This window comes from Bacillus sp. FAU18 (genome assembly GCF_056033885.1).
Map to the genome: position 1 here is coordinate 1016886 of NZ_JBVYHZ010000003.1, position 20611 is coordinate 1037496.

Annotated in this window: 20 protein-coding genes; all 20 read left to right on the top strand. The window is 43.2% G+C overall.

Annotated elements, in window-relative coordinates; all coding sequences use genetic code 11:
• Positions 1 to 7 precede the first annotated feature (7 nt).
• The 20 genes from AC0OMU_RS05580 (at position 8) to AC0OMU_RS05675 (ending at position 20562) form a co-directional block, all read left to right on the top strand.
• Positions 8 to 265: a YlmC/YmxH family sporulation protein gene (locus AC0OMU_RS05580; RefSeq protein WP_003231890.1), complete on the top strand. Its 258-nt coding sequence runs from the start codon at positions 8 to 10 to the stop codon at positions 263 to 265.
• 185 nt (positions 266 to 450) lie between these two features.
• Positions 451 to 1344, top strand: a complete 894-nt coding sequence (gene dpaA, locus AC0OMU_RS05585) for a dipicolinic acid synthetase subunit A (RefSeq protein ID WP_003231888.1) — start codon at positions 451 to 453, stop codon at positions 1342 to 1344.
• 2 nt (positions 1345 to 1346) lie between these two features.
• Positions 1347 to 1949: a dipicolinate synthase subunit B gene (gene dpaB, locus AC0OMU_RS05590; RefSeq protein ID WP_003231884.1), complete on the top strand. Its 603-nt coding sequence runs from the start codon at positions 1347 to 1349 to the stop codon at positions 1947 to 1949.
• Positions 1950 to 2074: 125 nt separating this feature from the next.
• Entirely contained in the window at positions 2075 to 3115 is a 1041-nt protein-coding gene (gene asd, locus AC0OMU_RS05595) for an aspartate-semialdehyde dehydrogenase (protein WP_003244674.1), read from the top strand.
• Positions 3116 to 3206: 91 nt separating this feature from the next.
• Positions 3207 to 4421, top strand: a complete 1215-nt coding sequence (gene dapG / locus AC0OMU_RS05600) for an aspartate kinase (protein WP_015483233.1) — start codon at positions 3207 to 3209, stop codon at positions 4419 to 4421.
• A gap of 30 nt (positions 4422 to 4451) precedes the next feature.
• Positions 4452 to 5324, top strand: a complete 873-nt coding sequence (gene dapA / locus AC0OMU_RS05605) for a 4-hydroxy-tetrahydrodipicolinate synthase (RefSeq protein WP_014476832.1) — start codon at positions 4452 to 4454, stop codon at positions 5322 to 5324.
• 177 nt (positions 5325 to 5501) lie between these two features.
• Positions 5502 to 7169 carry a ribonuclease J2 gene (gene rnjB / locus AC0OMU_RS05610; RefSeq protein ID WP_003231875.1) on the top strand — a complete coding sequence of 556 codons (1668 nt, stop codon included), beginning with the start codon at positions 5502 to 5504 and terminating at the stop codon, positions 7167 to 7169.
• A gap of 115 nt (positions 7170 to 7284) precedes the next feature.
• A complete protein-coding gene (gene tepA, locus AC0OMU_RS05615; RefSeq protein ID WP_003245712.1) occupies positions 7285 to 8022 on the top strand; it encodes a translocation-enhancing protein TepA in 738 nt (245 codons plus the stop codon).
• Complete coding sequence (locus AC0OMU_RS05620; protein WP_003231871.1) at positions 8019 to 8231, top strand: YlzJ-like family protein; 213 nt, start codon at positions 8019 to 8021, stop codon at positions 8229 to 8231. The genes tepA and AC0OMU_RS05620 overlap by 4 nt, the downstream gene beginning before the upstream one ends.
• 130 nt (positions 8232 to 8361) lie before the next feature.
• Positions 8362 to 10725, top strand: a complete 2364-nt coding sequence (spoIIIE, locus tag AC0OMU_RS05625) for a DNA translocase SpoIIIE (protein WP_015483234.1) — start codon at positions 8362 to 8364, stop codon at positions 10723 to 10725.
• A 143-nt stretch (positions 10726 to 10868) separates the two neighbouring features.
• Positions 10869 to 11594 (top strand): GntR family transcriptional regulator, encoded by a 726-nt coding sequence (locus tag AC0OMU_RS05630; RefSeq protein ID WP_003245732.1) that lies wholly within the window; start codon positions 10869 to 10871, stop codon positions 11592 to 11594.
• A 138-nt stretch (positions 11595 to 11732) separates the two neighbouring features.
• The gene (gene bcbE / locus AC0OMU_RS05635; RefSeq protein ID WP_327844415.1) at positions 11733 to 12944 is read left to right on the top strand and encodes a bacillibactin exporter BcbE; all 1212 of its coding nucleotides are present in this window, start codon (positions 11733 to 11735) and stop codon (positions 12942 to 12944) included.
• A gap of 179 nt (positions 12945 to 13123) precedes the next feature.
• A complete protein-coding gene (gene yfmF, locus AC0OMU_RS05640) occupies positions 13124 to 14404 on the top strand; it encodes an EF-P 5-aminopentanol modification-associated protein YfmF (protein WP_327844416.1) in 1281 nt (426 codons plus the stop codon).
• Positions 14401 to 15687 carry an EF-P 5-aminopentanol modification-associated protein YfmH gene (gene yfmH, locus AC0OMU_RS05645; RefSeq protein ID WP_015383690.1) on the top strand — a complete coding sequence of 429 codons (1287 nt, stop codon included), beginning with the start codon at positions 14401 to 14403 and terminating at the stop codon, positions 15685 to 15687. The genes yfmF and yfmH overlap by 4 nt, the downstream gene beginning before the upstream one ends.
• 54 nt (positions 15688 to 15741) lie before the next feature.
• On the top strand, positions 15742 to 16470 hold the full coding sequence (gene ymfI, locus AC0OMU_RS05650; protein WP_087961832.1) for an elongation factor P 5-aminopentanone reductase: 729 nt from the start codon (positions 15742 to 15744) through the stop codon (positions 16468 to 16470).
• Positions 16471 to 16550: 80 nt separating this feature from the next.
• Entirely contained in the window at positions 16551 to 16808 is a 258-nt protein-coding gene (locus AC0OMU_RS05655; RefSeq protein WP_003245199.1) for a DUF3243 domain-containing protein, read from the top strand.
• A 129-nt stretch (positions 16809 to 16937) separates the two neighbouring features.
• The gene (locus AC0OMU_RS05660; protein ID WP_003220998.1) at positions 16938 to 17729 is read left to right on the top strand and encodes a DUF3388 domain-containing protein; all 792 of its coding nucleotides are present in this window, start codon (positions 16938 to 16940) and stop codon (positions 17727 to 17729) included.
• An 18-nt stretch (positions 17730 to 17747) separates the two neighbouring features.
• On the top strand, positions 17748 to 18662 hold the full coding sequence (gene rodZ, locus AC0OMU_RS05665) for a cell shape determination protein RodZ (protein WP_003244699.1): 915 nt from the start codon (positions 17748 to 17750) through the stop codon (positions 18660 to 18662).
• Between the two features lie 50 nt (positions 18663 to 18712).
• Positions 18713 to 19294: a CDP-diacylglycerol--glycerol-3-phosphate 3-phosphatidyltransferase gene (pgsA, locus tag AC0OMU_RS05670; protein WP_047182624.1), complete on the top strand. Its 582-nt coding sequence runs from the start codon at positions 18713 to 18715 to the stop codon at positions 19292 to 19294.
• A 17-nt stretch (positions 19295 to 19311) separates the two neighbouring features.
• Positions 19312 to 20562, top strand: coding sequence for a competence/damage-inducible protein A (locus AC0OMU_RS05675; RefSeq protein ID WP_474240952.1), 1251 nt, complete (start codon positions 19312 to 19314; stop codon positions 20560 to 20562).
• Positions 20563 to 20611 lie beyond the last annotated feature (49 nt).

Genomic DNA, 20611 nt, shown 5'->3' on the forward strand with positions numbered 1-20611 from the left:
GACAGACATGCGGCTCAGTGAATTATCAGGAAAGGAAATTGTAGACATCAAAAGAGCTGAACGGCTCGGAGTGCTCGGCCAGACCGATTTGGAAATCAATGAACAGGATGGACAGATTACAGCACTCCTCATTCCCACAGTTAAGTGGTTTGGTTTGAGAAAGCAAGGTCATGATATTCGTGTCCCATGGCACCATATTCAAAAGATCGGTTCAGATATGATTATATTAGATGTACCTGAGGAAATGCCTCCTCGACAAGAGTAAATAGCCCAATTGACTGTGTAGCGGGCTCTAAAGAAAACATCTGAAACATCGGCTGCCGGAGCCGATGTTTTTTTATATGGAAAAAGCGCATCTTTTATATTCACCGGTATTTCCTTTTAATCATAAGATGAAGGGGAGCTTAACAACTAGAGATCCAGTATATACAAAGAAGGTGAACGTTTAGAATGTTAACCGGATTGAAAATTGCAGTTATCGGCGGTGACGCAAGACAGCTCGAAATTATAAGAAAGCTCACTGAACAGCAGGCTGACATCTATCTTGTCGGTTTTGACCAATTGGATCACGGTTTTACCGGGGCAGTAAAATGCAATATTGATGAAATTCCTTTTCAGCAAATAGACAGCATCATTCTTCCAGTATCCGCGACAACAGGAGAAGGTGTCGTATCGACTGTATTTTCGAATGAAGAAGTTGTGTTAAAACAGGACCATCTCGACAGAACGCCTGCACATTGTGTCATTTTCTCAGGAATTTCTAACGCCTATTTAGAAAACATTGCAGCTCAGGCAAAAAGAAAACTTGTTAAACTGTTTGAGCGGGATGACATTGCGATATACAACTCTATTCCGACAGTAGAAGGAACGATCATGCTGGCTATTCAGCACACGGATTATACGATACACGGATCACAGGTGGCCGTTCTCGGTCTGGGGCGCACCGGGATGACGATTGCCCGTACATTTGCCGCGCTCGGGGCGAATGTAAAAGTGGGGGCAAGAAGTTCAGCGCATCTGGCACGTATCACTGAAATGGGGCTCGTTCCTTTTCATACCGATGAGCTGAAAGAGCATGTAAAAGATATAGATATTTGCATTAATACCATACCGAGTATGATTTTAAATCAAACGGTACTTTCTAGCATGACACCAAAAACCTTAATATTGGATCTGGCCTCACGTCCCGGGGGAACGGATTTTAAATATGCCGAGAAACAAGGGATTAAAGCACTTCTTGCTCCCGGGCTTCCAGGGATTGTCGCTCCTAAAACAGCTGGGCAAATCCTTGCAAACGTCTTGAGCAAGCTTTTGGCTGAAATACAAGCTGAGGAGGGGAAATAAGGATGTCGTCATTAAAAGGAAAAAGAATCGGGTTTGGACTGACCGGGTCACATTGCACATATGAAGCGGTTTTCCCGCAAATTGAGGCGTTGGTCAACGAAGGAGCTGAAGTCCGTCCGGTTGTCACATTTAATGTAAAATCCACAAATACCCGATTTGGAGAGGGAGCAGAATGGGTTAAAAAAATTGAAGACCTGACTGGATATGAGGCCATTGATTCGATTGTAAAGGCAGAACCTCTTGGGCCGAAGCTGCCCCTTGACTGCATGGTCATTGCGCCTTTAACAGGCAATTCAATGAGCAAGCTGGCAAATGCCATGACGGACAGCCCGGTGCTGATGGCGGCAAAAGCGACAATCCGAAACAATCGGCCTGTCGTTCTGGGTATCTCGACAAATGATGCTCTTGGTTTAAACGGAACAAATTTAATGAGGCTCATGTCAACAAAAAATATCTTTTTTATTCCATTCGGGCAAGATGATCCATTTAAAAAACCGAATTCAATGGTAGCCAAAATGGATCTGCTTCCGCAAACGATTGAAAAGGCACTCATGCACCAGCAGCTTCAGCCGATTCTAGTTGAGAATTATCAGGGAAATGACTAAATTTACAGAAAATCTTTCCCAAACTAAAAAATTCGGTCATCACCCGCATATTCTATGGTAAAATAAAACGTAAAATCATAGTCAAATCAATTCAATGAAGCTGATTGGCGGAAGGAGTTTTACAGATGGGAAGAGGTTTACACGTAGCTGTTGTCGGAGCGACAGGGGCTGTGGGACAACAAATGCTTAAAACACTTGAAGACAGAAACTTTGAAATGGACACACTTACATTGCTATCTTCAAAACGCTCTGCGGGGACAAAAGTCACGTTTAAAGGCCAAGAGCTGACTGTTCAGGAAGCTTCTCCTGAGAGCTTTGAAGGGGTAAATATTGCTTTGTTCAGCGCCGGCGGAAGCGTATCACAAGCATTGGCACCAGAAGCTGTAAAACGCGGCGCTATTGTTATAGATAATACGAGCGCGTTCCGCATGGATGAAAATACACCGCTTGTTGTGCCAGAAGTGAATGAGGCAGACTTGCATGAACACAACGGCATTATTGCCAATCCAAACTGCTCTACAATCCAAATGGTTGCGGCACTTGAACCGATCCGCAAAGCATATGGCTTAAACAAGGTCATCGTATCAACTTACCAGGCAGTATCAGGAGCGGGTAATGAAGCTGTAAAAGAGCTTTACAGCCAAACACAGGCGATTTTAAATAAAGAAGAAATAGAGCCTGAGATCATGCCGGTAAAAGGTGACAAAAAACACTATCAAATCGCCTTCAACGCGATTCCGCAAATCGATAAATTCCAAGATAACGGCTATACGTTTGAGGAAATGAAAATGATAAATGAAACGAAAAAAATCATGCACATGCCTGACCTTCAAGTAGCGGCTACATGTGTGAGACTGCCAATCCAAACTGGGCACTCAGAGTCCGTCTACATCGAAATAGACCGTGATGACGCTACAGTTGAAGATATTAAAAATCTATTGAAAGAAGCTCCGGGCGTGACACTTCAGGATGATCCAAGCCAACAGCTTTATCCGATGCCTGCTGATGCTGTCGGCAAAAACGATGTGTTTGTAGGCCGCATCCGCAAAGACTTGGACAGAGCAAACGGTTTTCATTTATGGGTTGTTTCTGATAACCTATTAAAAGGCGCGGCATGGAACTCTGTTCAAATTGCAGAAAGCCTGAAAAAACTAAACCTCGTATAAAAGAGAGAATTTTCTAAAGACGAATAGAAGAGAGTAAGGCGCTATCAGCCTGCTCTCTTCTGTTACGTCCGAATAATTTGGAGTGAAAACAGTGAAGATAATTGTTCAAAAGTTCGGCGGAACATCAGTAAAAGATGATAAAGGCCGCAAACTGGCTTTAGGGCATATTAAAGAAGCAATCAGTGAAGGATATAAGGTTGTCGTTGTCGTTTCAGCGATGGGCCGAAAAGGAGACCCGTATGCAACAGATTCTTTGCTCGGGCTGCTTTACGGCGATCAGTCAGCGATTTCTCCTAGGGAACAGGATTTGCTTTTATCTTGCGGAGAGACTATTTCCTCTGTCGTCTTTACAAGCATGCTGCTTGATAACGGTGTGAAAGCAGCTGCGCTGACAGGGGCTCAGGCTGGCTTTTTAACGAATGATCAGCATACCAATGCGAAAATCATTGAAATGAAACCGGAGCGTTTATTCAGTGTGCTCGCCAATCATGATGCGGTAGTCGTCGCAGGCTTCCAGGGCGCAACCGAAAAGGGTGATACAACAACAATCGGCAGAGGGGGCAGCGATACGTCTGCAGCCGCACTCGGAGCAGCTGTTGATGCGGAATACATCGATATTTTCACCGATGTAGAAGGCGTAATGACTGCTGACCCAAGAGTGGTGGAAAATGCAAAACCGCTTCCTGTTGTGACGTATACGGAAATCTGCAACCTGGCGTATCAGGGGGCCAAGGTCATTCATCCGCGTGCTGTGGAAATCGCAATGCAGGCCAAGGTTCCGATCCGCGTCCGTTCGACTTATTCGAATGATAAAGGTACATTGGTGACATCACATCACTCTTCCAAGGTCGGCAGTGATGTTTTTGAAAGGCTGATTACGGGAATCGCCCATGTCAAAGATGTCACGCAGTTCAAAGTGCCTGCGAAAATCGGCCAGTATAACGTTCAGACTGAAGTGTTCAAGGCTATGGCAAACGCTGGAATCAGTGTCGATTTCTTTAACATTACACCTAGTGAAATCGTCTATACGGTAGCCGGAAATAAAACAGAAACAGCTCAGCGTATTTTAATGGATATGGGCTATGATCCAATGGTGACGAGAAACTGCGCGAAGGTATCGGCGGTCGGCGCGGGCATTATGGGTGTTCCCGGTGTTACGTCTAAAATTGTATCGGCTCTTTCAGAAAAAGAAATTCCGATCCTTCAGTCGGCTGACAGCCATACGACGATATGGGTGCTCGTCCATGAAGCGGATATGGTTCCTGCTGTAAACGCTTTGCATGAAGTGTTTGAACTTTCGAAGTAAATGTGATTGAATCATGATGAGGTGAATAAAATGAATTTCGGAAATGTGTCTACAGCGATGATTACACCCTTTGACAATAAAGGGAACGTAGACTTTCAAAAACTGTCTACACTGATTGATTACTTGTTGAAAAACGGAACGGATTCTTTAGTAGTAGCGGGAACAACTGGAGAATCTCCGACCCTTTCAACTGAAGAAAAAATTGCGCTTTTTGAATATACGGTAAAAGAAGTAAACGGACGGGTGCCCGTTATCGCTGGTACTGGAAGCAACAACACGAAAGATTCCATTAAGCTGACAAAAAAAGCTGAGGAAGCGGGCGTGGACGCTGTTATGCTTGTTACCCCGTATTACAATAAACCTTCTCAAGAAGGAATGTACCAGCATTTTAAAGCAATTGCGGCAGAGACATCTCTTCCGGTTATGCTCTATAATGTTCCTGGCCGTACGGTTGCTTCTCTTGCTCCTGAAACGACGATCCGTTTGGCGGCGGACATTCCGAATGTGGTTGCGATTAAAGAAGCGAGCGGAGACCTAGAAGCGATTACAAAAATTATTGCTGAAACACCGGAAGACTTCTATGTCTATTCAGGGGATGATGCTCTGACGCTTCCTATTCTTTCAGTTGGAGGAAGAGGAGTTGTATCAGTGGCGAGCCATATTGCAGGCTCTGATATGCAGCAAATGATTAAAAATTATACGAATGGGCAAACAGCTAATGCGGCACTGATCCATCAGAAACTGCTGCCGATTATGAAGGAACTGTTTAAAGCGCCTAATCCTGCTCCAGTCAAAACAGCGCTTCAGCTGAGAGGTCTTGATGTCGGTTCTGTGCGTCTGCCTCTAGTCCCGTTAACTGAGGATGAACGTCTGAGCTTAAGCAGCACGATCAGCGAACTGTAAGAAAATTTCATACAGTGAAACAAACGCGGTCATTCTCACATTCAGCTGAGTTTGACCGTTTCTTTTACATATTGGTTTTCCCTAAACCTTCTGCTTTATCTTGTTTTCTAAATTTACTTTCAGTTATAATAGGAACAAGTGATGATGGACGGGTATGAGACTAGGAGGATATAGATTTTGAAAAAGAAAAATACAGAAAACGTTAGAATTATCGCCCTTGGCGGTGTCGGAGAGATTGGGAAGAACCTTTATGTCATTGAAATTGACTCAGACATATTTGTCGTTGATGCCGGCCTTATGCATCCAGAAAACGAAATGCTCGGTATTGATGTAGTGATTCCTGACATATCATATTTGATTGAACGGGCTGACCGCGTCAAGGCAATCTTTTTAACGCACGGGCACGATGAAAATATCGGCGGCGTTTTTTACTTATTAAACAAGCTGTCCGTTCCAGTGTACGGAACAAAACTGACGCTTGCACTGTTAAGAGAGAAATTAAAACAATACGGACATAACCGAAAAACTGATTTAAGAGAAATTCACTCAAAATCTGTCATTACATTTGAATCAACAAAAGTATCGTTCTTTAGAACGATTCACAGCATTCCTGATTCTGTAGGTGTGAGCTTTAAAACATCACTTGGATCTATTGTATGCACGGGAGACTTCAAATTTGACCAAACACCTGCACTTAATCAGACGTGCGACATTGGCGAGATCGCCAAGATCGGCAATAGCGGCGTGCTCGCTCTGCTTTCTGACAGTGCAAATGCAGAACGGCCGGGTTACACCCCTTCGGAAGCGGCTGTCAGCGGAGAAATTTCGGATGCGCTGTATAATTCACAGAACCGGGTGATTATTGCTGTTTTCGCATCCAATATTAACCGGATTCAGCAAGTCATTCATGCAGCGGCTCAAAATGGCAGAAAGATTGCCGTAGCCGGAAAAAATCTTCAATCTGTCCTGCAGCTGGCGAGAAAATTAGGATACATTGAAGCAGATGATGAATTGTTTATTTCTGTACAGGATGTCAAAAAATATCCGAAGCGCGAAGTGGCTATTATTACAGCCGGAAGCCAAGGTGAACCATTAGCTGCTTTGACAAGAATGGCAAACAAAGCTCACAAACAGCTGAACATTGAAGAAGGGGATACGGTGGTCATTGCGTCAACTCCGATTCCCGGGCAGGAACTCATTTACTCTAAAACAGTAGATCTTCTTGCGAGAGCCGGTGCACAAGTCATCTTTGCCCAAAAGCGTGTTCATGTATCAGGCCACGGCTCACAAGAAGAGTTAAAGCTGATGATCAACCTGCTTAAACCAAAATATTTGATCCCTGTAAACGGCGAATACAGAATGCAAAAAGCTCATTCAAAAATCGCTGAAGAAACCGGCATGAAGCGCAGTGACATCTTCTTAATTGAAAAAGGAGACGTCGTTGAATTCCGCGGCCAAAACGTAAAAATTGGGGATAAAGTTCCTTACGGCAATATTTTAATTGATGGTTTAGGTGTCGGTGATATCGGCAATATCGTATTGAGAGACCGCCGCTTGCTTTCACAGGACGGAATTTTAATCGTTGTCATTACACTTGATAAACAAAAGAAACATCTTGTATCAGGACCAGAAATTATCACTCGCGGCTTTGTTTATGTAAGAGAGTCTGAAGGTCTTATCGTACAGGCTACTGAGCTTGTCCGGTCCATCGTGACAGAAGCGACTGAAACATCAAATGTCGAATGGTCAACGCTGAAGCAGGCAATGCGGGATGCTTTGAACCAATTCCTTTATGAAAAAACGAAACGTAAACCGATGATCATCCCAATTATTATGGAAGTATAATGACTGACTAAAGACCGGAGCTGCTCCGGTCTTTATTTTTTGTCCTTCAAGCCGGGATTGAATGAAGTATCTTTGTTCATAATACAAAGAGAAACTCGGAAAGGATGAAAGCGAGATGGATCATCGTATGGAAAACACAGAAGAAGAGCGTCCTGAAAAAAATGATGCGAAGGACAGCATTATGAATAAAATACAGCAGCTTGGTGAAACGACGCTTCCGCAGCTGCCCCAAGATACAAATATTCATTGTCTGACCATTATCGGACAAATTGAAGGCCATGTTCAGCTTCCTCCGCAAAACAAAACAACAAAATATGAACATGTCATCCCGCAGATTGTGGCAATTGAACAAAATCCCAAAATTGAAGGCTTGCTGATCATATTAAATACTGTCGGAGGAGATGTTGAAGCTGGTCTTGCCATAGCGGAAATGCTTGCATCTTTATCGAAACCGACCGTTTCTATCGTGCTTGGCGGGGGGCATTCCATCGGCGTTCCGATTGCTGTATCCTGTGATTACAGCTATATCGCCGAAACAGCAACGATGACGATTCATCCAGTTAGGCTCACCGGGCTGGTCATCGGGGTGCCGCAAACGTTTGAATACCTGGATAAGATGCAAGAAAGAGTTGTTAAATTTGTGACAAGCCATTCCAATATAACCGAAGAGAAGTTTAAAGAGCTAATGTTTTCAAAAGGAAACTTAACACGCGATATCGGAACAAATGTAGTCGGTAAGGATGCAGTTAAATATGGATTGATCGATCACGCAGGCGGTGTCGGACAGGCAATCAATAAACTGAATGAGCTCATCGATGAAGCAAGGAAAGAAGAAGGACGGATGATTCAATGATTCTTTATACCGTGATGCCGCAGGAAATTGTGTTTGCAGAACAGAACCAAGAGACAAGCGCACATGAGCAAATTGAATATAAAGGTGTACCGCTTCTAGTCGAAATGAAAGGGAATGAAGCGGAAGTCATTCAAATCATGAGCACCAATCCAATGCATTTTCTGCATCCGGACATTTCACCGGGACAAAAGCTGAAATTAAACGTATAAGAATCCAACCCTTTTTTAAGGGCAAAATATGCTATAATAGGGGAATCCTACAGAAAAAACGCAGCCTGTAAACGGCTGCTTTCTTCATTATGTATGAACTTACATTTTTTAACGCAGTAAGGTGATGAGTGTGGCAAAGAAAAAACGAAAATCAAGAAAAAAACAGGCGAAACAGCTCAATATAAAATACGAGCTCAACGGATTGCTGTGTATAGCCATTTCAATTATCGCAATCTTGCAGCTGGGGGTAGTCGGGCAAACGTTTATCTATTTGTTCCGCTTTTTTGCTGGAGAGTGGTTTATTTTATGCTTGTTAGGTTTATTGGTGTTAGGAGTCTCACTGTTTTGGAAGAAAAAAACCCCAAGCCTTTTAACGAGACGAAAGGCCGGGTTGTACTGTATCATCGCAAGCATATTGCTGCTTTCTCACGTGCAGCTATTTAAAAATTTGACGCACAAAGGGTCTATTGAGTCTGCAAGCGTGGTGCGCAATACGTGGGAATTGTTTTTAATGGACATGAATGGCAGCTCTGCTTCACCTGATTTAGGCGGAGGAATGATCGGTGCGCTGCTGTTTGCGGCTTCACACTTTTTGTTTGCGTCGACTGGTTCTCAGATCATGGCAATTGTCATGATTTTGATCGGAATGATTTTAGTAACAGGGCGCTCACTGCAAGAAACGCTAAAAAAGTGGATGAGCCCGATTGGACGTTTTATAAAAGAACAATGGTTAGCATTTATTGATGATATGAAATCCTTCAAATCAAATATGCAGTCATCGAAAAAAACGAAAGCGCCAAGCAAAAAACAAAAACCGGCCCGCAAAAAACAGCAAATGGAACCGGAGCCTCCTGATGAAGAGGGGGATTATGAAACAGTATCGCCTCTTATTCATTCAGAGCCGATTATCTCAAGCTTTTCTGATCGTAATGAAGAGGAAGAGTCTCCAGTTATAGAAAAGCGCGCCGAACCTGTGTCGAAGCCGCTTCAGGACATCCAACCGGAGACAGGTGATCAGGAAACTGTTTCTGCTCCTCCTATGACCTTTACAGAGCTCGAAAATAAGGATTACGAGATGCCGTCACTGGATTTGCTGGCAGATCCGAAGCATACCGGCCAGCAGGCTGATAAAAAGAATATTTATGAAAATGCGAGAAAGCTTGAACGCACATTCCAAAGCTTTGGCGTAAAGGCGAAAGTCACACAGGTTCATCTCGGACCGGCCGTAACAAAATATGAAGTATATCCTGATGTCGGAGTGAAGGTTAGCAAAATTGTCAATTTAAGCGATGATTTAGCGCTTGCGCTTGCTGCGAAGGATATCAGGATCGAAGCGCCTATACCAGGAAAATCAGCAATCGGAATTGAAGTTCCAAACGCAGAAGTGGCAATGGTTTCGCTGAAGGAAGTGCTGGAGTCTAAATTGAATGACAGACCGGATGCGAAGCTGTTAATTGGACTCGGCCGCAATATTTCAGGTGAAGCTGTATTGGCTGAGTTAAACAAGATGCCCCACCTTTTGGTCGCAGGCGCAACCGGTAGCGGGAAAAGTGTCTGTGTCAACGGCATTATTACAAGTATTTTAATGCGCGCGAAACCGCATGAAGTGAAAATGATGATGATCGATCCTAAAATGGTAGAGCTAAATGTCTACAACGGGATTCCGCATTTGCTTGCTCCGGTTGTAACCGATCCGAAAAAAGCGTCGCAGGCTTTGAAAAAGGTTGTCAATGAAATGGAGCGGCGGTACGAATTATTTTCTCATACGGGTACAAGAAATATTGAAGGATACAATGATTATATAAAACGCGCCAACAATGAAGAAGGAGCGAAACAGCCAGAGTTGCCCTATATTGTTGTCATTGTGGACGAGCTTGCCGATCTCATGATGGTCGCTTCATCTGATGTGGAAGATTCGATTACGAGATTGTCCCAAATGGCGCGGGCTGCCGGCATCCATCTTATTATTGCGACACAGCGGCCATCGGTGGATGTTATCACAGGGGTGATCAAAGCGAACATTCCGTCACGAATCGCGTTCAGCGTATCTTCACAGACGGATTCAAGGACCATTCTTGACATGGGTGGCGCTGAGAAGCTTCTTGGCCGCGGCGATATGCTGTTTTTACCTGTGGGGGCTAACAAACCTGTCCGTGTGCAGGGAGCATTTTTGTCGGATGACGAAGTGGAGAAGATCGTCGACCATGTGATTACGCAGCAGAAAGCGCAATATCAAGAAGAAATGATTCCTGAGGAGACAACAGAAACTCATTCCGAGGTTACTGATGAACTTTATGATGAAGCTGTTGAATTAATTGTCGGCATGCAGACGGCATCTGTTTCAATGCTGCAAAGAAGATTCAGAATCGGCTATACGAGAGCTGCGCGCCTGATTGACGCAATGGAGGAACGCGGTGTTGTCGGACCGTATGAAGGCAGCAAACCTAGGGAAGTATTATTATCAAAAGAGAAATATGATGAGCTCTCTTCTTAATGAAGGGAGTTCCGCTTTCTATAGTTGTCAATAATAACATTATGTAAACTGATCACCTTTCTATTTATTTTTTCGACAAAACATGATATAGTTGTCCCAATTGTTCAATAATTTTTATCGAAAGTGGTTTACGGAGGGGAAACATGTCTACAAAAGCTGATAATCGGCACTTGTATTTGAAAGTAATTGAACGAATTAAAGAGGATATAAAAAATGGGATCTACACTGAGAAGGAAAAGCTGCCTTCTGAATTTGAGCTTTCCAAAAAGCTTGGTGTCAGCAGAGCGACGCTAAGAGAAGCCTTGCGGATACTGGAAGAAGAGCATGTGATTATCAGAAGGCATGGTGTAGGCACTTTTGTCCATTCTAAGCCGTTATTTCTTTCGGGCATTGAACAGCTGAACAGTGTAACCAAGATGATAGAACAGGCGAATATGACCCCTGGCACGATTTTTCTATCATCACAAGTGCTTATGCCGTCTGAAGATGATACAAAGAGATTTCATTTGGCAGAAGGGCAAGAACTTTTTTACCTTGAACGAGTCAGGACAGCTGACGGACAGCCGATTGTGTATTGTATAGACAAAATTCCGATGAATATTTTGCCGAATTCTTTTTCTCATCAGCAAGAATCTATGTTTGACCTGCTTGAGAAAAATTCAGGCTCCGTTATCAGCTATGCAGTAACTGATATAGAACCGATCGGCTATCACGATACCATTTCTCCAGTGCTTGAATGCGATCCGGAAACAGCTCTTTTGCTGTTAAAACAAACCCATTACGATCAGCATGATAAACCGGTGCTTTATTCTTTAAATTATTTTAGAGCGGATAAATTCAGATTTCATGTTTTGCGTAAACGATTCTAAAAACGGACGCCTGTATGTGTCTGTTTTTTTATTTGCACTGATTCATGTTTCTTTGTACATACTTTCATTCCGGTTAACGCAATATATAAGGGATGACAAGAAAGTGAATGGGTGAAAATGTTGAGAGAGAAAAATGGAATGAAAAATATTATTGCATTGTCTTCCGTCCCGCTTGTGATGACACTCGGGAACTCCATGCTGATTCCTGTTCTTCCGATGATGGAGAAAAAGCTGTCGGTGACTTCATTTCAAGTATCTTTAATCATTACTGTATATTCAGTAGTAGCAATTATTTGCATTCCGATTGCCGGATATTTGTCGGATCGTTTCGGAAGAAAAAAAATATTGCTTCCATGCCTCCTCATTGCAGGATTGGGGGGAGCGGTAGCTGCTTTTGCCTCGACCTATATGAAAAATCCTTATGCTATGATCTTGGCGGGGCGGGTTCTTCAAGGCATTGGTTCTGCAGGTGCCGCTCCGATCGTCATGCCGTTTATCGGCGACCTGTTTAAAGGAGACGATGAAAAGGTCAGCGCTGGTCTTGGCGATATTGAAACCGCCAACACGTCAGGGAAGGTATTAAGCCCGATACTTGGGGCCTTACTGGCTTCTTGGTACTGGTTTGTCCCATTTTGGTTTATTCCGTTTTTCTGTTTGATCAGCTTTTTACTCGTATTGTTTTTGGTGGCTAAGCCTGAAGAAGATGAAGATGCGCCTGCTGTTTCTGAGTTTATTAAGAGTGTGCGGAAAATCTTTAAACAGGATGGTCGCTGGCTTTATACGGTCTTCATTATCGGGTGTGTCATTATGTTTTTGTTATTTGGCGTATTATTTTATTTATCAGATACGCTGGAGAACAAGTATGCCATTGACGGAGTAGCTAAAGGCGGATTATTGGCAATCCCACTTTTGTTTTTGTCAACCAGTTCTTTTATAGCTGGCAAAAAGATCGGTAAAGATAAAGGCCGGATGAAATTTTGCGTTGTTACAGGAATGATTCTGTTAACCCTTTCGTTTATTGCCTTGTGGTGGAACCACAGTTTTTATTTTTTATTTGTCTTTTTAAGCTTTGGCGGGATTGGGATTGGAATGGCTCTTCCTGCTTTAGATGCATTGATAACCGAAGGGATTGAAAGTGAACAATGCGGAACCATTTCCTCCTTCTACAATAGCATGCGCTTTATAGGAGTAGCTCTCGGTCCACCTGTTTTTGCTGCATTAATGTCTAATGCAAACTGGATTATTTTCATACTCTCGGCGTTTTGCAGCATCGTTTCTTTATTTTTAGTGCTCTTTACTGTAGATGCTAAAAAAAGTGAAGAAGAAGAAAAAAACTTAGGGACGGTCTAGCCAGCCGTCTTTTTTTGCGCTTCCTTGCACAGTTTACACCTGTACCTATACAGCATGCGGAGGTTATTGTTTCCTTATAAATCCTACAGTTGCTATAATTACATGAAAGAGTGTTTCTGCGAATGCTGAAAATTGGTCATAATACATACTAATTAAGAAATGAACGAAGGAGGTTCCATATGTCATATGTTAATGAACTCAAATCAAAGCACGGCGGTTTAACCGCACACATTGTAGAAACAGAAAAATTCAAAACCGTCTCGCTTATTTTTAAGATGCTTGCGCCGCTGACAAAGGATCAAGTCACCAAAAGAGCGCTGCTCCCGCATGTGCTTCTTCGCGGAACGAAAAGCCATCCGAAAACCGCAGAATTGCGTTCATACCTGGATGAGCTGTACGGCACGTCAGTATCGGCTGATCTTACGAAAAAAGGAGAGCGGCACGTCATTACGTTCAGGCTTGAAATCCCGAATGAAAAATATTTAAAAGACCAAACGCCGCTACTTGAGAAAGGGCTCCAGCTTCTCGCAGAAATCGTCTTTTCACCTGCTTTAGAGGGAGACGCTTTTCAGTCACAATATGTGGCTCAAGAAAAACGGACGCTTAAACAAAGAATCCAAGCCGTCTATGATGATAAAATGCGCTATTCGAATTTAAGGCTGATACAGGAAATGTGCAAAAATGAGCCTTACGCGCTTCATGTCAATGGTGAAATCGACGATGTCGATGACATTACAACAGAGCAATTATACGAAACATACCAAAGCGCTATCCAAAAAGACCAGCTTGATTTATATGTTGTTGGTGATGTGGACAGTAACCAGGTACATTCGGCAATTGATAAGTATTTCAAAACAGAAGAGCGCACTCTTGGCACGATTGAAAACAATCACGCTGATGAAAAAGTGCAGCCAAAAGAAGTAATTGATGAAGAGGATGTTAAGCAAGGAAAGCTGAATATCGGCTACCGCACCAGCATCACTTATACAGATCAGGATTATCCTGCTTTACAAGTGTTTAACGGATTGTTCGGCGGATTCTCTCATTCTAAACTTTTCATTAATGTTCGGGAAAAAGCCAGTCTTGCTTACTACGCGGCTTCGCGTATAGAAAGTTTTAAAGGCTTGTTAATGGTGATGTCAGGCATTGAAGTGAAAAATTTTGAACAGGCTGTTTCGATTATTGCTGAGCAATTCCAGGCAATGAAAAACGGCGATTTCAGTGAGCAGGATATAGCACAGACAAAGGCCGTCATTCGAAATCAAGTGCTGGAAACGATTGATACAGCATACGGTTTATCTGAATTTTTATATCAGCAGGCCGCTGCTCAAGTCGAGATTCCTATCGAAGACTTTCTTGCCAATATTGATAATGTCACAAAAGAGGATATCATTAAAGCTGGCGAAAAGATTCAACTTGATACGACTTATTTCTTAAAAGGGACGGAGGGTGCATCTTGATCAAACCAATCGAATATGAACAGCTTCAGGAGACGCTGTATCATGAAAAAATGTCCAACGGCCTTGATGTTTACGTTTTGCCGAAAAAAGGCTTCAACAAGACATATGCGGTCTTTACAACAAAGTACGGCTCGATAGATAACCGGTTTGTCCCTTTAGGTAAAAACGAGATGGTTCACGTGCCGGACGGGATTGCTCACTTTCTTGAGCACAAGCTGTTTGAGAAAGCGGACGGAGACGTTTTTCAAGATTTCAGCAAACAGGGGGCTTCTGCCAATGCGTTTACGTCATTTACAAGAACAGCTTACCTTTTCTCAAGCACATCAAATGTTGAACGCAATTTAGAGACGCTTATCGATTTCGTACAGGACCCATATTTTACTGAAAAAACGGTTGAAAAGGAAAAAGGGATTATTGGGCAGGAGATTAATATGTACGACGATAACCCTGATTGGAGGCTTTACTTCGGGGTCATTGAAAACATGTACAAAGAGCATCCTGTCAGAATTGACATAGCGGGAACAGTGGAAAGCATTTCACATATTACAAAAGACCTTCTTTATGAATGCTATGAAACGTTTTATCACCCGAGTAACATGCTCCTTTTCATTGTCGGACCTGTAGATCCTGAAGCGATTATTTCTCAGGTAAGAGAAAACCAGGGGAAAAAGCCGTATACTGATCAGCCGGAGATCAAACGGGAAGAAGTGAAAGAGCAAGAAGCGGTTTTCAGAAAAGAAAAAGAGATCAAAATGAACGTGCAGGGACCGAAATGCCTTGTCGGGCTGAAATCCAAAAAGCCGTTTAAATTAGGCAAAGAGCTCTTAAAGCATGAACTTTCAATGAACTTATTGCTTGAAGCGCTTTTCGGCAAAAGCTCTGCCCAGTATGAATCACTTTATGAAAAAGGATATATTGACGAAACGTTCAGCTTTGATTTTACTGCTGAATATGGGTTTGGTTTTGCGGCGATCGGCGGAGATACGCCTGAGCCTGATCAATTGGCTGAAGACATTTCAAGCATGCTTTTGCGCGCCGGTGAACTGATTACTGCTGAAAAGATTGAACTTGCCAGAAAGAAAAAGATCGGTACATTCTTAAAAGCGCTGAATTCCCCTGAATACATCGCCAATCAATTTACCCGTTATGCGTTCTTGGATATGAGCCTGTTTGACGTTGTAACGGTACTCGAGCAGATTACCCTCGAGGATGTCCAGAACGTAATACAAGAGGAAATTGCTGCAGACAGACTGACTGTCTGCAAGGTTGTTCCTAAATCATAAACAAAACATCCCTCCAGTGTGAGGGGTGTTTTTCTGCGGAAAGAAGGAAAGAGGATGAACAAAACAGCACTAATCACCGGAGCGAGCGGCGGCATTGGCAAAAGCATCAGCGAAACCCTTGCGGCTAAGGGATACAATCTGCTGCTGCATTACAATACAAATCAAAACGCGGCAGCGGAGCTTGCTGAAAAACTAAGTGAGATGTTTGGTGTAAATGCGGAGATATTACAAGCTGATTTGTCCGCGCAAGATGGAGCAGATAAGCTGACAAGTTCAATTGTTCAGCCTATTGATGCGATTGTTTTAAACAGCGGAAGAAGCCATTTTGGGCTGATTACGGATGTAGATAACGCAACGGTTCAGGAAATGGTTCAGCTTCATGTGGCGAGTCCGTATATGCTGACAAGAAACCTTCTGCCAGGCATGATTCGGAATAAATCGGGAGCGATTGTGGCTGTCAGCTCGATTTGGGGAGAGACTGGAGCATCCTGTGAAGTGCTGTACAGCATGGCAAAAGGAGCTCAGCATTCGTTTGTAAAAGGATTGGCTAAGGAGCTGGCGCCAAGCGGAATCAGAGTAAACGCCGTAGCGCCGGGCGCAGTTGATACAAATATGATGAATCAATTTACCCCGGCTGAAAAAGAAGAAATCGCTGATGAGATTCCGATCGGCCGGCTGGCCCGGCCGCAAGAAATTGCGGATGCAACAGCTTTTCTCCTGTCTGAAAAAGCGTCATATATTACCGGCCAAATTCTGTCGGTGAATGGCGGCTGGCACTGCTGATCCGAAAATATTCGGTGTATAGTTTCTTTTGCGAAGGATACAATAATCTTGTAACTTCACATGAAATGGAGGAAACAAGCATGTCAGTATTAGAAAACTGGGATAGCTGGAAAAACTTCCTTGGCGACCGTCTGAACTATGCGCAAGATAAAGGTATGAGCCAGGATACGATTACAGATCTTGCGACAGAAATCGGCAGCTACTTGGCTAATGAAGTGGAATCTAAGAACGAGCAGGAAAAAGTGCTGGCAGATCTTTGGAGTGTAGCATCAAAAGATGAACAGCACGCCATTGCCAATATGATGGTTAAGCTTGTTGAAAATAACAGCACTCACTAGGAAGAGAGGGGATTTTTCCTCTCTTTTTTATGTTTTCCTCATCACAGCAACATTCTTCTTTCTAATTAGAGAAAAATGCTTTATGATAAAGGAAGGTAAAATTTTGCCACAATGAAGGGGGTATATCATTTGGCAAAGCTCGAATGGTATTTTGAATATGAAATTCAAGTGAACCGCCCCGGACTGCTCGGGGATATTTCATCTCTTCTTGGGATGCTTTCTATCAACATCGTAACGATAAACGGCGTCGATCTTTCCAGAAGGGGAATGCTCCTCAGGTGCCGCCATATAGATCAAATTAAACGATTAGAATCAATCTTAAAAACGATGGAAACAATTAAAGTAACGAAGCTTAGAGAACCGAGGCTTCGCGACCGTCTTGCCGTACGCCACGGCCGTTATATTCAACGGGATGCCGATGACAAGAAAACGTTCCGCTTTGAACGGGACGAGCTTGGCTTATTAGTCGATTTTATGGCCGAATTGTTCAAAAAAGAAGGCCATAAATTAATCGGAATCAGAGGTATGCCGCGTGTCGGGAAAACGGAATCGATTGTAGCCTCTAGTGTGTGTGCAAGCAAAAGGTGGCTGTTTGTGTCATCAACCTTGCTGAAGCAGACGATAAGAAGCCAGCTGATTGCCGATGAATACAGCACTGAAAATGTTTTTATCGTTGACGGAATTGTGTCAACACGAAGAGGATCGGAACGCCATCTCCAGCTGGTCCGTGAAATCATGCGGCTTCCGGCAACAAAAGTGGTGGAGCATCCGGACATATTCGTTCAAAATACAGAGTATACACTAGATGACTTTGATTATATTATTGAACTGAGAAATGACCCTGATGAGGTTATTACATATGAACATGCCGAGGAACCCCAAATGTTTGATCAATCCGGGTTTTCAAGCTTTGATTTTTAAAATTGGAAGGTGTTTGTTGTGACTGAACTAGGAATCCGGCTCAAAGAAGCCAGAGAGGAAAAAGCAATGTCATTGGATGATCTCCAAGCGGCAACAAAGATTCAAAAAAGGTATTTAACCGCCTTGGAGGAAGGGAACTATGACATTATTCCGGGGAAGTTTTATGTTCGGGCATTCATCAAGCAATATGCAGAAGCCGTTGGGCTTGATGCGGATCAGCTGTTTGAGGAGCATAAAAAAGATATCCCTAATACGTATCATGACGATGTGTCTGAAAAGATCTCCGGCATGAATCTTCAAAAGGAAATGCCAAAGCCAGCATCTAAGGCGCTGGAGCTGCTGCCAACGATACTTGTTATTCTCGGCGTGATTGTCGTGATTGCCATTGTGTACGCGATCATTCAATTTGCCAATCACAAAAACAGTGATGATCATAATGCGGCATCAGAAAAAGCAATTACGCAAAGTGAGAGCAAGTACGAAATCCCTAAAGATTCAACGCTGAAAGAGAATCAAAATAACAGCTCTGAAAAAGAGACAGACACTAAAAAAGAAACGAAAGAAAACGAAGATAAGAAAAAAGAAAATGACAGTGAGAAGCTGGAGATTAAAGCTGCTGGCACTGAAGGATCGTTAACGACTTATGAAGTGTCCGGCGCTGATAAAATCGAGCTGGAACTGAAGGCATCAGACAGCTCCTGGATTCGAGTGCGTGATGAAAACAGCAGCTCTTTAAAAGAAGGAACGCTGAAAAAAGACGAAACCTATAAAAAAGACATAACTGATCAGAAACAAGTTGATATCCGCACCGGATATGCACCTAATCTGAAAATAAAAATCAACGGTAAGGTTCTTTCATATGAACTTGATCCGAAAAAAGTGATGGCACAAACCATAAAGATTGTAAATAAAAAGGAAGAAAAGTCATCTTAAATTATCAGATGACTTTTCTTCACGTCCGAGTATGAAATTGGAGGGGCTTTATGTTTAACTTACCAAATAAAATCACACTAGCTAGAATCGCATTAATCCCAATCTTCATGATTATCATGCTGGCGCCGTTTGACTGGGGCAGGCTCGAAGTTGGAGACGAATCAATCCCGGTCGCACATTTGGCGGGGGCTATTCTATTTATTATTGCATCTACAACAGACTGGGTGGACGGGTATTATGCCCGAAAACTGAATCTCGTAACAAACTTCGGGAAATTTCTTGATCCGCTTGCGGACAAACTGCTCGTATCCGCAGCGTTAATTATCCTTGTTCAATTTGATCTCGCTCCAGCTTGGATGGTCATTCTGATTATCAGCAGGGAGTTTGCCGTGACAGGTTTAAGGCTTGTCTTAGCCGGAACAGGAGAAGTCGTAGCTGCTAACATGCTTGGTAAAATCAAAACCTGGGCACAGATTATTGCGGTATCCGCATTGCTTCTTCATAATCTTCCATTTGAACTTGTGTCATTCCCGTTTGCTGACTTGGCGCTGTGGGTAGCCGTCTTCTTTACTGTCGTCTCAGGCTGGGAATACTTCTCTAAAAACTGGGAAGCGTTAAAAACATCTAACTAAGAAAGAAGGACTTCGTCATGGAATTTCCAAAAAAAGCAGAAATAATTGCAGTCGGTTCAGAGCTGCTGCTTGGCCAAATCGCCAATACAAATGCTCAATTTATCAGCAAACAGCTCGCTGAAATCGGGGTCAACGTATTTTATCATACAGCGGTCGGAGATAACCCGGAGCGGCTGAAGCAGGTCATCCGCATTGCTGAAGAACGCTCTGACTTCATTATTTTTTCAGGAGGTCTTGGACCCACAAAAGATGATCTGACGAAAGAAACGATTGCAAATACGCTGGGACGTCCGCTTGTGTTAAATGATGAGGCATTCCAATCCATTGAGGACTATTTCAAACGAACAAAACGCACGATGTCACCTAATAACCGAAAACAGGCGCTTGTGATCGAAGGCTCTGACGTGCTGGCGAATCACTTTGGAATGGCCCCGGGAATGCTCACAAAGCATGAATCGCGCTATTATATGCTTCTTCCTGGACCGCCGAGCGAATTGCGTCCAATGTTTGAAAACGAGGCAAAGCCTCTTCTGCTGAAAAAGATGGGTTCAAATGAAAAAATTGTGTCAACCGTTCTTCGCTTTTTCGGTATCGGTGAATCTCAGCTTGAAGCCGATTTGGAAGATATTATTGATGCGCAAACCAATCCGACAATTGCGCCTTTGGCGGCTGATGGAGAGGTGACGCTGCGTTTGACAGCCAAACACGCCGATGAAAAGGAAACAGAGCGTCTGTTAAAAGAAACAGAGGCCGTTATCTTAGAGCGTGTCGGTGAATTTTTCTATGGTTACGATGATACTTCTCTTGTAAAAGAGCTATCTATAGCGTGTAAGGAAAAAGGCATTACAATTTCTGCGGCAGAAAGCTTTACCGGAGGGCTGTTTTCTGAATGGCTGACGGATCATAGCGGTGCCTCAAAATTATTTGCCGGGGGCGTTGTTTGCTATACAAACGACGTGAAGCAGAATGTGCTTGGTGTCAAGAAGGAAACATTAGATCGTTTTGGGGCGGTCAGCAAGGAGTGCGCATCCGAACTGGCTAAGGGTGTTCAAAAACTCACTGGCAGCGATATCGGCATTAGCTTTACTGGTGTAGCAGGACCTGATGCTCAAGAAGGGCATGAGCCTGGGCATGTGTTTATCGGCATTTCCGCAAATGGTAAAGAAGAGGTTCACGAGTTTCACTTTGCGGGCTCCAGAACGGGGATCAGAAAACGCGGCGCTAAATACGGCTGCCATTTAATCTTAAAGCTTTTAGAGCAAAAATAATATTTTCAGCACATTATCCTCCTAAGAAAACATGATTTCTCTGATACAT